Origin of the sequence: Erwinia sp. Leaf53, assembly GCF_001422605.1 — a bacterium.
Taxonomy (GTDB): domain Bacteria; phylum Pseudomonadota; class Gammaproteobacteria; order Enterobacterales; family Enterobacteriaceae; genus Erwinia.
Window position 1 is genome coordinate 247,174 of record NZ_LMLK01000021.1, and the last position, 12,622, is coordinate 259,795.

At 59.9% G+C, this 12,622-nt stretch carries 10 protein-coding genes; 3 read left to right on the forward strand and 7 right to left on the reverse strand.

Features of this window, described 5'->3' with window-relative positions:
- Positions 1–17 precede the first annotated feature (17 nt).
- From pqiC to rlmKL, 5 genes are read right to left on the reverse strand one after another with little or no spacing between them, the layout of a single operon-like run.
- Positions 18–581, reverse strand: a complete 564-nt coding sequence (gene pqiC / locus ASF13_RS12940; RefSeq protein ID WP_056236836.1) for a membrane integrity-associated transporter subunit PqiC — start codon at positions 579–581, stop codon at positions 18–20.
- Complete coding sequence (pqiB, locus tag ASF13_RS12945) at positions 581–2,221, reverse strand: intermembrane transport protein PqiB (protein ID WP_056236838.1); 1,641 nt, start codon at positions 2,219–2,221, stop codon at positions 581–583. Before pqiB ends, pqiC begins: the two co-directional genes overlap by 1 nt.
- Positions 2,208–3,482, reverse strand: coding sequence for a membrane integrity-associated transporter subunit PqiA (pqiA, locus tag ASF13_RS12950; RefSeq protein ID WP_056236840.1), 1,275 nt, complete (start codon positions 3,480–3,482; stop codon positions 2,208–2,210). The genes pqiB and pqiA overlap by 14 nt, the downstream gene beginning before the upstream one ends.
- 31 nt (positions 3,483–3,513) lie before the next feature.
- Positions 3,514–5,427, reverse strand: coding sequence for an ABC transporter ATP-binding protein (locus tag ASF13_RS12955; RefSeq protein WP_056236842.1), 1,914 nt, complete (start codon positions 5,425–5,427; stop codon positions 3,514–3,516).
- A 6-nt stretch (positions 5,428–5,433) separates the two neighbouring features.
- Positions 5,434–7,551: a bifunctional 23S rRNA (guanine(2069)-N(7))-methyltransferase RlmK/23S rRNA (guanine(2445)-N(2))-methyltransferase RlmL gene (gene rlmKL, locus ASF13_RS12960; RefSeq protein ID WP_056236843.1), complete on the reverse strand. Its 2,118-nt coding sequence runs from the start codon at positions 7,549–7,551 to the stop codon at positions 5,434–5,436.
- A 137-nt stretch (positions 7,552–7,688) separates the two neighbouring features.
- On the opposite strand from rlmKL, the gene ASF13_RS12965 reads away from it, so the two are divergent.
- Positions 7,689–8,798 (forward strand): YcbX family protein, encoded by a 1,110-nt coding sequence (locus ASF13_RS12965; protein WP_056236845.1) that lies wholly within the window; start codon positions 7,689–7,691, stop codon positions 8,796–8,798.
- Positions 8,799–8,812: 14 nt separating this feature from the next.
- On the opposite strand, the gene ASF13_RS12970 is transcribed toward ASF13_RS12965, so the two are convergent.
- Both ASF13_RS12970 and pyrD read right to left on the reverse strand, forming a co-directional pair.
- Positions 8,813–9,358 carry a cell division protein ZapC gene (locus ASF13_RS12970; protein WP_056236847.1) on the reverse strand — a complete coding sequence of 182 codons (546 nt, stop codon included), beginning with the start codon at positions 9,356–9,358 and terminating at the stop codon, positions 8,813–8,815.
- Between the two features lie 181 nt (positions 9,359–9,539).
- The gene (pyrD, locus tag ASF13_RS12975; RefSeq protein ID WP_056236849.1) at positions 9,540–10,550 is read right to left on the reverse strand and encodes a quinone-dependent dihydroorotate dehydrogenase; all 1,011 of its coding nucleotides are present in this window, start codon (positions 10,548–10,550) and stop codon (positions 9,540–9,542) included.
- Positions 10,551–10,809: 259 nt separating this feature from the next.
- Between pyrD and ssuE the strand changes: the two genes are divergently transcribed.
- On the forward strand, positions 10,810–11,358 hold the full coding sequence (ssuE, locus tag ASF13_RS12980) for an NADPH-dependent FMN reductase (RefSeq protein ID WP_056236850.1): 549 nt from the start codon (positions 10,810–10,812) through the stop codon (positions 11,356–11,358).
- A 96-nt stretch (positions 11,359–11,454) separates the two neighbouring features.
- A complete protein-coding gene (gene ssuD, locus ASF13_RS12985) occupies positions 11,455–12,606 on the forward strand; it encodes an FMNH2-dependent alkanesulfonate monooxygenase (protein WP_056236852.1) in 1,152 nt (383 codons plus the stop codon).
- The last annotated feature ends 16 nt before the right edge of the window (positions 12,607–12,622 follow it).

The following is a 12,622-nucleotide window of genomic DNA, read 5'->3' on the forward strand; positions in this document are numbered from 1 at the left end:
CTAAGTAAAGATTTTAATTAAGGTTTTGCAGCAATCGCATTAGCCATCTGCCGGCTGGCCTGCAGCCAGCCCTGCGCGAGCGTACGCACCATCGCGTCATAGCCATCCTCCGGCTGCGGCAGGGTAATGGCGAAGCTCTGCCGTCGCAGCTGTCCATCATGCTCCAGCACCCAGGCACCGCTGACCACTACGTGGCCATCATAACGGCCCTGGAAGCCGGTCACCGTCACGTTAAGCGTATCGTGGTCCGCCGCGGGCTGAGTGGTGGTCACCAGCGCGCCGGGTAACGCGGCGCTCAGGTTGCTGACCAGCGTCTGCTGCAGCTGCTGATCCAGCGGGCTGGCCCACAGGTTGCTGCTGGCAATCACGTACTGCACGTCGCTGGTCTGGTAAACCACGCCGTTGCCCGCCAGAGAATCGGGCACCGCAACGTGTTCAACCCACAGCGGGCGCATCTGCGCCTGACTGCTGACCGCGGTACCAGCTGCCGTCAGGTTTGGCAGCTGGTAGTAACGGGTCTCGCTGGTGCTGCTACAGGCGGTCAGCACCAGTGCCAGCGCAACCGGCATCCATTTCATCATTATTTCGCCCTCTTCGGCTGTGGGTCTTCGCCAGGTTTGGCCTCAAATACCAGCGCGTTGCTCTTGCTGTTCAGCGTGCGTAATACCGGCTGCAGCTCGCGCAGCACCTGGTCGAGACGCTGCATATCGCCGACCATCTTATTGTAAACCGGTGAGCCCGGCTGGAAGCCTTTCATGCTGCGGTTCAGCTCACGCAGCGTGCCCTGCATATCGGCGGGCAGCTGCTGCATCGACTGGCTGGAGGTGATCTTGTTCAGATTATCCAGCGTTTTCTGCAGCTCGCGCAGCGTGCGCTGGCTCTCTTTCAGCGTACCGGTCGCCTCATTCACCATCGGGTTCAGCGGCAGCGCGTTGATCTTATCCAGTGATTCCATCAGCTTCTGCTGGATCTGCGCCAGGCCACCGCTGGTGGTCGGGATCAGCTCATAGTTAGCGAAAGTGGTCGGGCCGGTAACCGCTTTGGCGTTAGCGTAGAAATCCAGATCGACGTACAGCGAACCGGTCAGCAGGTTAGCAGACTTCATCGAGGCGCGCAGGCCGGATCGGATCCCGTCCTTCAGGTGCTCTTCGAAGTTAAAGTCGTCACCCAGCTGCTTGCGGAAACGGTCGGGTTCGATGCGGATCAGCACCGGGATGCGGTAGTCGTTGTTCAGGCGCTGCGCGATGCCCGGCGCGGTAAACGGCACTTCTGCCACGGTACCCAAACGAATGCCGCGGAACTCCACCGGCGCCCCGGCCTGCAGGCCGCGTACCGAGTCGTTGAAGAACAGCAGGAAGTCTTTATGGTCGGTATACAGCGAATCCTGGGTGCTGCGCTGGTCGTCGAAAAGCTTGTATTCCGCCTTGTTCTGCGCCAGCTCTCCACGGTCCCAGCCGTCCGGGACGTCAAAGCTGACCCCGCCGCTGAACAGCGTAGTCAGCGAGCCCATCTCGACTCGCATGCCGTTCGCTGACATATCCACCGCGATACCGCTGTCCTTCCAGAAGCGCACGTTGGTGGTGATCAGGCGGTCATAAGGCGCGGCGACAAACAGCTGATAGGTCATCAGGCGTTTGTCGGCGTCAAAGGCGCTGGTCTCCACGGAGCCGACGCGGTAGCCGCGGAACAGCACCGGATCGCCGGCGTTAAGCTGTCCGGCCTTGCTGCTGTCCAGCGTAATACGAATACCCTTCGCATCCGGCGGTGCCAGCGGCGGCGCATCCAGCAGCTTATACTGCTCGGCACGTTCGCCTTTTGAACCCGGCTGCAGCTCGATATAGGCCCCGGAGAGCAGCGTGCCCAGCCCGGTGATGCCTTCACGGCCGATGGCTGGCTTCACTACCCAGAAGGCGCTGTCTTCGCGCAGCAGCTTTTCCATACCGGAATTCAGCCGCGCGGTGATCTCGACATGGTGCAGATCGTCGGTCAGCACGGCGCTTTCGACCACGCCAACGTCGACGCTGCGGCTTTTGATGGTGGTTTTCCCCCCTTCAATGCCCTCGGCGTTGGTGGTGATCAGCGTCACCAGCGGCCCCTGATGGCTGAAGTGGTAAAACAGGATCCAGGCACCGATCAGCACGGTGACGATCGGAATGATCCACACCGGTGACCAGCGTTTAATCTGATCTACCTTTGCGGTAGCGTGGTTATTGTCCGTCACGTGAAGACTCCTCAAGACTTTTTTCTCTGGTCCGATCCCAGATTAAGCGGGGATCAAAGGTAATGGCAGCAAACATGGTCAGGATCACCACCAGCGCAAACAGCAGCGCCCCGATGGCCGGGTAAATACTCATCAGCCGCCCCATACGCACCAGCGCAGAGAGCACGGCAATCACGAACACATCGATCATCGACCAGCGGCCCACCAGCTCAACCAGCTCATAGATGCGGTGCATACGGTCGCTGTCTCGCGGTTTCATGCTGTGCCCGTTGGCATCCCAGCACAGCCAGGCTATCGCCAGCATTTTCAGCGACGGCACCATAATACTGGCGATAAAGATCACCAGCGCCACCGGATAAGAGCCATCGCTCCACAACAGGATCACCCCGGCCATAATGGTCGAGTTCATCTGAGTGCCCAGCGCTTCAGTGACCATAATCGGCAGCAGGTTAGCCGGAATATAGAGCACCAGCGAGGTAATCAGCAGCGCCATGGTCCACTGCAGGCTGTGCCTGCGCCGCGCATGCCCGTGCGTGCCACAGCGCGGGCAGATAGCGGTGTCGCTGGCCAGCACCGCGGTACAGCAGGTGCAGGAACGCAGACCCTGACGCAGACCGCTGATGGCCGGCACCGGTTTTGTAGGCAACGGCGGCAACGGCGCCACCTGCTGCCACAGCGTGCGCCTGTCGATGCACTGGAAAGCGCGCAGCTGAAGCAGGCAGAACAGGCACCAGGGCACGAAGCTGAGGCCAATGCCGATATCGCCGTAGGCCATCAGCTTGACGAAGCTGACCAGCACGCCGGCGAGGAAAATCTCCGCCATGCCCCAGCTTTTCAGCTGAAACAGCGTGCGCGCCAGCGTTTTTTTCAACGCTGGCGGCACCCGCAGCGGGTTAACCAGCAGCAGGATCGCCACCATGCACAGTGCAGGTACGCCCTGAACAAACAGCAGGAACAGCGTCGCCAGACTGCTGTAGTCCTCCGCAACCATAACCGAAGGGATACGCATCAGGGTAATTTCGCTGCTCAGACCGGCAACGTGCATATTGACGAAGGGAAAAAGGTTGGCCAGCAGCAGCATAAACAGCGCCGCCAGTGCATAGGCGGTTGGCCGCCTGCGCGGCTCAACCCAGTTCATTTGGAGTGTGGTATGACAACGCGGGCAGCTTGCTTTGCTGCCCGGCCGGAGTTCTGGCATTTGTGTCATCAGGTCACACTGCGGACAGAGCATCCAGTGATGCGCGTGGTGCGACGAACACATACCTGACCCTCGGTGAATTTAACTCACTGCCTTATTCGCCGTTACTTAACGACTCAAGGTATTCCCAGCGCTCAAAGGCCACTTCCAGCTCTTTTTCCGCAACGGCCAGCGCATCCAGTACCGGCTGCGTTACCTCACGGGGCTGATTGAAGAAACTGGCGTCCGCCACCTGCGCCTGGTAAGACTCCAGGGTGGCTTCCAGCGCTTCCATTTTCTGCGGCAGCTGCTCCAGCTCACGCTGTAGATTGTAGCTCAACTTTGCCACCGGTTTTTTGGCCGTTTCCGCTTTTACATTTTCCTGACGCGGCTGGGCGCTGCTGCCTTTAGTAACCGCACGGGTTTGTTTAAAGGCGCTGCGCTGCAGCTGGGCATCATGATAGCCACCAACGAAGGCACCGATCTCGCCGTTGCCTTCAAAAATCCAGCACTCGGTCACGGTGTTATCGACGAACTGACGGTCGTGGCTGACCAGCAACACGGTGCCCTGATAGCCGTCGATCAGCTCTTCCAGCAGCTCCAGCGTTTCAACGTCCAGGTCGTTGGTCGGTTCATCAAGAATCAGCAGGTTGCTTGGCTTGAGGAACAGGCGTGCCAGCAGCAGGCGGTTACGCTCACCGCCCGACAGAGCGCGCACCGGGGTCATTGCGCGCTTCGGATGGAACAGGAACTCCTGCAGGTAGCCCAGCACGTGGCGTGGCTTACCGTTGACCATCACCTCCTGCTTGCCTTCCGCCAGGTTGTCCATCACCGTCCGGTCCGGATCCAGCTCGGCACGGTGCTGGTCAAAGTAGGCCACTTCCAGCTTGGTACCGATATGTACACGGCCGCTGTCGGCCTTCAGCTGGTCGAGCATCAGCTTGAGCAGCGTAGTTTTACCACAGCCGTTCGGGCCAATCAGGGCAATTTTATCGCCGCGCTGTACCTGACGGGAGAAACCGTTCACCAGCTGTTTACCGTTGATGCCGTAAGCGACATCTTCCAGCTCAAAGACGATCTTGCCGGAGCGGCTCGCCTCTTCCACCTGCATGTTGGCTTTGCCCATCACTTCACGGCGTTCAGAACGTTCGCGACGCAGCGCTTTCAGCGCACGTACTCGCCCTTCGTTACGGGTACGGCGTGCCTTGATACCCTGGCGGATCCACACCTCTTCCTGCGCCAGCTTGCGGTCGAATTCGGCGTTCTGCATCTCTTCAACGCGCAGCGCTTCCTCTTTGCTCAGCAGGTAAAGGTCGTAGTCGCCCGGCCAGGAGACCAGCTTACCGCGGTCAAGATCGACGATTCGCGTCGCCATATTGCGAATAAACGAACGGTCGTGAGAGATAAAGATAATGCTGCCCTGGAAGGTCTTCAGGAAGGTTTCCAGCCAGTCGATGGTCTCAATATCCAGGTGGTTGGTCGGCTCATCGAGCATCAGCACCTTCGGGTTGCTGACCAGCGCACGCCCCAGCGCCGCCTTACGCAGCCAGCCGCCGGAGAGCGATGACAGCTCAACGTCCGGCTCCAGACCGATCTGCTTGAGCACGTCGTGAATACGGCTCTCCAGCTGCCACAGGTTCTGGTGATCGAGGATGGTCTGCAGACGCGCCATCTCGTTGAGGTTCTTATCGCTCGGATCTTCCATCACCAGATGGGAAATCGCATGATAGGCTTTCAGGTGTTCAGCCTGCTCCTGCACGCCTTCGGCGACGAAATCATACACCGAGCCCTGCACGTTGCGCGGCGGATCCTGCTGCAGACGCGCCACGATCAGATCCTGCTCATAAATAATGCGCCCGTCGTCCAGCGGCTGTTCCCGGTTGATGATTTTCATCAGCGTGGATTTGCCGGCACCGTTACGCCCGACCAGACAGACGCGCTCGTTCTCTTCGATGTGCAGCTCAGTGTTATCCAACAGCGGCGCATCGCTGAATGAGAGGTAAGCGCCATGAATACTGATTAATGACATAACTCTTTATTCCTTACCGGCGTGCGTCAGCAGCCAGCAGTTGTGAATTTGACGGTTGCGGGCAAAATCCTGTGACTGGGTTTTGTCCGTAATTTCGCGGGCTTCCAGGCCCAGCGCGGCAAGGCCGGCCAGATCCATTTTGAAACCACGCTTGTTGTTCGAGAACATAATGGTGCCGTTATTGCGCAGCAGACGCTTCAGATCGCCCATCAGAGCCAGGTGATCGCGCTGTACGTCGAAGCTCTCTTCCATGCGTTTGGAGTTGGAGAAGGTCGGCGGATCGATAAAGATCAGGTCGAACTGTTCGTCGGCGTCGCGCAGCCAGCTCAGGCAGTCCGCCTGCATCAGGCGGTGCTGGCGGCCGGTCAGGCCGTTCAGCCGCAGGTTGCGCTCGGCCCACTCCAGGTAGGTGCGCGACATATCAACGGTGGTGGTGCTGCGCGCGCCGCCCAGGCCGGCGTGCACGCTGGCGCTGCCGGTGTAGGCAAACAGGTTAAGGAAATCTTTGCCGGCGCTCATCTTGCCCAGCATTTTACGCGCGATGCGGTGATCGAGGAACAGCCCGGTATCGAGATAGTCGGTCAGGTTCACCCACAGTTTCGCATCAAACTCGCGCACTTCGAAAAAGTCGCCCTTCTCGTTCATCTTCTGGTACTGGCTGGTGCCCTTCTGCTTTTCACGCGTCTTCAGCACCAGACGGTTGGCCGGCAGCTCCAGCACGCTGAGCGTGGCGGCGATCACGTCAAACAGACGCTGGCGGGCCTTGGTTGCATCGACGGTTTTCGGCGGCGCGTACTCCTGAATAATCACCCAGTCGGCGTAACGGTCGACCGCCACGTTGTAGTCAGGCAGGTCGGCGTCGTAAATACGGTAGCACTCAATGCCCTCCTGGCGCGCCCACTTGTCCAGCTTCTTCAGGTTCTTACGCAGGCGATTGGCATAATCATCTGCCAGCTGTGCCACGGCGCCGCCTGACGGGTTGGCCGCCAGCTGATAGTTTTTCTGTACGCAGTCCAGCGGGCCATTTTTCGCCTTAAACTGGCGATCGGCGCGCAGCTGCAGGCAGCTCAGCAGCTCCGGTGAGGCGCTGAACAGCGACAGGTTCCAGCCGCCAAACTGGCTTTTCATAATACGGCCCAGCTGGCTGTGCAGCGCAATCAGCGCCGGTTCACTCTCCAGACGCTCGCCGTAGGGCGGGTTGCTGACCACCGTGCCCGCCGGGCCTTCCGGCAGCGGGTTGGTCAGCTTCAGTACGTCCTGCGCGGTGAAGGCGATCAGGTCGGCTACGCCGGCACGACGGGCGTTAGCGCGCGCGCTTTCAATCACCCGGGAATCGTTATCGTAACCAAAGAAGCGCGAAGTGGTCTCTTTTGCTCCTTTACGGGCACGCACCTGCGCTTCGGTTTTGACTTCCTGCCACAGCCCGGCGTCAAACTTGTTCCAGCCGGTAAAGCCCCAGTGGTTGCGGTGCAGGCCCGGCGCGCGATCGCAGGCGATCATCGCCGCTTCCAGCAGCAGCGTGCCGGAACCACACATCGGATCGACCAGCGGGCTACCGGCCTGCCAGCCGGAACGCAGCACGATGGCGGCGGCCAGCGTCTCTTTCAGCGGGGCCGCACCGGTCTGCTGGCGGTAGCCGCGCTGGTGCAGGCCATCGCCGCTCAAATCCAGCGCGATGCTGGCGGTATCTTTATTCAGCCAGACGTTAACGCGGATATCCGGCTGCTCGCGATCGACGTCCGGACGCGGCAGATTTTTACGGGTAAAGCTGTCAACGATGGCATCCTTCACCTTCAGGGCACCGTACTGGCTGTTGCGGATCACCTCGTTCAGGCCGCTGAAGTGCACGGCAAAGGTTTTATCGCTGCCGAACAGCGCCGGCCAGTCGATCGCCTGCACGCCGAGGTAAAGATCCAGATCGCTGTAAACCCCACATTCGGTCAGCGGCAGCAGGATGCGTGAAGCCAGACGGCTCCACATCAGGCTCTGGTACATCAGACGATCGTCGCCCTGATAATGTACGCCGCCCTGGACGATCTGGCAGCTTTCCGCTCCCAGCGCTTCCAGTTCACTTTTTAACAGCTCTTCGAGCCCACGCGCCGTACTGGCAAACAGAGAATTCATAGCGTCACTTATCGTCTTCAGAAAATTGCTGCGCATTATAGCTAATCGGAGCGCCATGTCATAAAGATCGCGTGTTTTACGGCAAAACCCTTGTTACCATGCGGGCATTCATCGCTAAATTCAGGATCGGTCTCGACATGATCGTTCTCTCACGCTTGTTTATTCATCCGGTTAAATCGATGCGCGGTCTGCAGGTTTCGCACGCCCAGGCCCTGGCCAGCGGGCTGGCGTTCGATCGCCTGTTTATGCTGACCGATCCGGACGGCACCTTTATTACCGCCCGCCAGTATCCGGAGATGGTGCTGTTCACCCCGTCGCTGATTATGAACGGTCTGCAGCTCAGCGCGCCGGACGGCAGCAGCGCCACGGTGCTGTTCAGCGACTTTGCCCCAGCCCCTGCGCCCACCGAAGTTTGGGGTACCCACTTTACCGCGCTGATCGCGCCTGACAGCATCAACCAGTGGCTTAGCGGCTTCTTCCCGCGCCCGGTGCAGCTGCGCTGGGCGGGGCCGGAGATGACCCGCCGGGTTAAGCACTATCAGCAGACGCCGCTGGGCTTTGCCGATGGCTACCCGTTCCTGCTGGTCAATGAAGCCTCGCTACACTCCCTGCAGCAGCGCTGCCCGGCAGGCGTGCGTATGGAACAGTTTCGCCCCAACCTGGTGGTGAGCGGCGCCGCGGCCTGGCAGGAGGACAGCTGGGCGTCATTGAAAATCGGCGAAGTAGAATTTGATGTCCCTAAGCCCTGCAGCCGCTGCATTTTCACCACCGTCAGCCCGCAGCACGGGCGCAAACACCCCGCCGGCGAACCCTTAGCCACGCTACAGGGCTTTCGCAGCGCGCAGGACGGCAGCGGCGACGTCGACTTTGGCCTGAACCTGGTGGCGCGCAACAGCGGCGTGGTTCGGGTGGGAGATGCGCTGGAAGTGCTCAGCCACCATGCGCCACGCCTGTACGGCGCGGGCGAGGTGGTGGAGACGCTGGAGGTCGCCAGCAGCGCGGTCAGCGAGCTGACGCTAAACTGGCAGGGCAAGGCTTTTTGCGGCGACAATCAGCAGGTGCTGCTGGAGCAGCTGGAGTTGCAGGGGATCGCCGTCCCCTACTCCTGCCGCGCCGGCATCTGCGGCAGCTGTAAGGTCACGCTGGTTAGCGGAGAAGTGAAGGCGTTGAAAAAAGGGGCGGTGCGCGCGGACGGCACCATCCTCAGCTGCAGCTGCATTCCGGCCAGCGACCTGACGCTGCGCTGAACCGGCCGCGCGGGTTACACCGCGCGCGCCAGCCGCAGATCGTCTGATTTCTGCTGCGGCAGCAGACGATCGTGCATGATTTTAATCGCGTCACCCAACTGCAAACCGCGCCCGGCGACCGTCATCTGCGGCTGCGCCACCAGGCACAGCGCGGCGCTCTCGCCCGGCTCCACCACCAGCAGGCTGGCCAGCTGGCCGCTGTCGGTAACGCGTACGCTAACCAGCTCGCCTTCTGCCGGCCGCCAGTCATGCTGAATATAGCTTTCAAAATGCCAGCTTTTCGGCATCAGCGGTTTCAGAAAACGCATCGCCACCAGCGCATTTAATACCAGCTCGGCGCGGCGGTCGCCTCTTATTCCGGCCTGACGGCAGCGCTCGTCAAAGGTAAAAAACAGCGCCGCGTCATCAACACAAAAACCGGAAACCGTAAAGGCATCCGGCGTTAACATCTTGCGCGGGAAGCGGGAACGGAACAGCATACCGTCAGCCATATCCAGCATCATACGGTCATGCTCAGCGTCAAAAAACCACCGCCAGTTATCGTCAGGTTTTATCCTCATGATGGATCCCGTATTAAATTGTTACATACATCCGGTCAGCCGTGTTCTGCCGGAAAAAATCTGCGCCCCTCTGAATCTCAGCGATCGCGGCAGCAAAAAATGAATAGTTATCGAACAGAACAAAATATAAACGAGCCAGAGGCAAAAATAAAGCCTCTGGCCTGGTTAACGCGGAATGGGCTTAGAGATGGGTCACAATTTCTTTTATCAGCGGCGGGCCCTGGTAAATAAATCCGGAATATATTTGCACCAGCGTCGCCCCAGCGGCGATTTTTTCCCGCGCCGAGACCAGGGAGTCAATACCGCCCACGCCGATAATCGGCAGCCTGCCCTGCAGTTCGGCAGAGAGACGACGGATAATTTCCGTACTGCGTAACTGCACCGGACGGCCGCTTAAGCCACCCGCTTCGTCGGCATATTTTAAGCCGGCAACCAGCGAGCGATCGAGGGTGGTATTGGTGGCAATCACGCCGTCAATATTATGCCGCACCAGGCTGTCGGCGACCTGAATCAGCTCTTCTTCCGTCAGGTCCGGGGCTATCTTCACCGCCACCGGCACATATTTATGGTGGATTAGCTGTAGTTCCGCCTGACGGGTTTTGACCGCCGACAGCAAATCATCCAGCGCCTCACCATATTGTAAAGAGCGCAGTCCCGGCGTGTTAGGGGAAGAAATATTGATGGCGATATACCCGGCGTAAGGATAAATCTTATCCATGCTGATCAGGTAATCGTCCTTCCCCTGCTCTACCGGGGTATCTTTATTTTTGCCGATATTGATCCCGAGAATACCGTCGAAATGGGCCTTTTTGACATTCTCTACCAGGTGATCGACACCCAGATTATTAAAGCCCATGCGGTTAATAATGCCGCCCGCCTCGACAATACGGAACATGCGCGGCTTATCATTCCCCGGCTGCGGACGCGGGGTAACGGTACCGATTTCAATAAAACCAAAGCCCATCGCGCCGAAGGCATCAATGCATTCGCCGTTTTTGTCGAGGCCAGCCGCCAGGCCCAGCGGGTTCTTAAAGGTCAGCCCCATGCAGCTCACCGGCCGGAAAGGCAGCGACTGACGGATCAGGCCGCGCAGCGGCGTGCCGGAAAGGCGCTTCAGCTGCTGTAAGGTCAGCTCATGCACACGCTCAGGATCGAGCTGAAATAGCGCTTTACGTACGAAGGGGTAGTACATGGTCACTCCTGAGGTCCCGGGATAAAATCGGGGTCGTATTATCCGGGAATCCCCCGGTAAAGGGAAATGACCTGCCGCATAAAAATGCCAAAAAAGCCACAATCTGGCCTGATACCCGCGATGAACGCACTACGTTATCTGATTTAGAGCTTCTCAATGCCGGATAAATCATTTAAGCCCCCCTTCCCGCTCTGTCAGGATAAGACCAACTTTTTTTTGAAACTGTTTAATCAATAACTTTCAGTTATAAGGAGTGGTTATGCGCGTTATTACTCTGGCGGGAAGCCCCCGTTTTCCATCCCGGTCCACCGCCCTGCTCACCGTCTGCCAGCGTGCGCTGGAAGCCCGCGGCGTTGAGGTAATCCCCTGGAACGTGCATAACTTTCACGCCGAAGACCTGCTGTACGCCCGTTTCGACTCGCCGGCGCTGCTGGCGCTGAAGGAGGACCTCGCCAGCGCCGACGGCTTTATCGTCGCTACGCCGGTATATAAAGCCTCATTTGCGGGCGCGCTAAAAACTCTGCTGGATCTGCTGCCGGAGCGCGCGCTGGAGCACAAGGTGGTCCTGCCGCTGGCGACCGGTGGCACCGTCGCCCATCTGCTGGCCGTCGACTATGCGTTGAAACCGGTGCTCAACGCCCTGAAGGCGCAGGAAGTGCTGCACGGCGTGTTTGCCGATGACAGCCAGATCGCCCATTACGACCGCCAGCCAGAACTGACCCCTGGCCTTGCCGCACGGCTGGAAGAGGCGGTCGATACTTTCTGGCATGCGCTGGCACGCCGTCGCCCGCTGGCCACAGCGGTATAACCGGGCCTGTATATCGCCCTCACCCGTTTACCGCCCGGCCGGAATGGCAAACGCATCCGCTACGGCCCAACGCCACACTGATTAAGGAGCACGATCATGAGCCTGTCCGTATTCTGGTTTCTGCCGACGCACGGCGACGGTCATTATCTTGGCACCAACCAGGGTGCCCGCCCGGTGGATTATGCCTATCTGCAGCAGATTGCCCAGGCGACCGACAGGCTCGGTTTTGGTGGCGTATTGATTCCGACCGGCCGCTCCTGCGAGGATGCCTGGCTGGTGGCCGCGTCGCTGATCCCGGTGACCCAGCGCCTGCGTTTTCTGGTGGCGCTGCGCCCCGGCGTCACCTCGCCTACCCAGGCGGCGCGTCAGGCGGCCACGCTCGATCGTCTCTCCAGCGGACGCGCGATCTTTAATCTGGTCACCGGCGGCGATGCGGAAGAGCTGGCCGGCGACGGCGTGTTCCTCGACCACCGCGAACGCTACGCGGAGTCCGCCGAGTTTACCCGCGTCTGGCGACGGGTGATTGAAGGTGAGACCGTTGATTACGAAGGTAGGCATGTTAACGTGCGCGGTGCGCGGCTGATGTTTAAGCCGGTCCAGCAGCCGCGGCCGCAGCTGTGGTTTGGTGGTTCGTCTGAGGTGGCGCAGGATCTGGCCGCCGAGCAGGTCGACGTCTATCTGACCTGGGGCGAGCCACCGGCGCAGGTGAAAGAGAAGCTCGCCGGGGTGCAGGCGAAGGCCGCCGCGCAGGGACGCAGGCTGCGTTTTGGCATTCGCCTGCATATTATCGTGCGGGAAACCAATGAAGAGGCCTGGCAGGCGGCAGAACGGCTGATCGCCCACGTGGATGACGACACTATTGCGCAGGCCCAGGCGAAACTGGCGAAAACCGACTCCGTCGGCCAGCAGCGGATGGCGGCGTTGCACGGCGGCAAACGCGACCGGCTGGAGATCAGCCCGAACCTGTGGGCCGGCGTCGGCCTGGTACGCAGTGGTGCCGGCACGGCGCTGGTGGGCGATGGTCCAACCATTGCCGCCCGCATGCAGGAGTATGCCGATCTCGGTATCGAAACCTTTATCCTCTCCGGCTATCCGCATCTGGAAGAGGCGTACCGGGTGGGCGAGCTGCTGTTTCCGCACCTTGACCTGCAGATACCCGAAATTCCCCAGCCGCAACAGGTGCGGGCACACGGCGAACAGGTCGCCCACGATTTTGCGCCGGACAAGATAGCCCGGCATCAGCGGTAGATCGGCAGACAGCGCC

What these genes read in the sequence shown, in the direction of transcription:
- pyrD (WP_056236849.1), bottom strand. Translation starts at nt 10,550, where the DNA reads ATGTACTACCCCTTCGTACGTAAAGCGCTATTTCAGCTCGATCCTGAG.
- pqiA (WP_056236840.1), bottom strand. Translation starts at nt 3,482, where the DNA reads ATGTGTTCGTCGCACCACGCGCATCACTGGATGCTCTGTCCGCAGTGT.
- ASF13_RS12965 (WP_056236845.1), top strand. Translation starts at nt 7,689, where the DNA reads ATGATCGTTCTCTCACGCTTGTTTATTCATCCGGTTAAATCGATGCGC.
- ssuE (WP_056236850.1), top strand. Translation starts at nt 10,810, where the DNA reads ATGCGCGTTATTACTCTGGCGGGAAGCCCCCGTTTTCCATCCCGGTCC.
- ASF13_RS12955 (WP_056236842.1), bottom strand. Translation starts at nt 5,427, where the DNA reads ATGTCATTAATCAGTATTCATGGCGCTTACCTCTCATTCAGCGATGCG.
- ASF13_RS12970 (WP_056236847.1), bottom strand. Translation starts at nt 9,358, where the DNA reads ATGAGGATAAAACCTGACGATAACTGGCGGTGGTTTTTTGACGCTGAG.
- ssuD (WP_056236852.1), top strand. Translation starts at nt 11,455, where the DNA reads ATGAGCCTGTCCGTATTCTGGTTTCTGCCGACGCACGGCGACGGTCAT.
- rlmKL (WP_056236843.1), bottom strand. Translation starts at nt 7,551, where the DNA reads ATGAATTCTCTGTTTGCCAGTACGGCGCGTGGGCTCGAAGAGCTGTTA.
- pqiC (WP_056236836.1), bottom strand. Translation starts at nt 581, where the DNA reads ATGATGAAATGGATGCCGGTTGCGCTGGCACTGGTGCTGACCGCCTGT.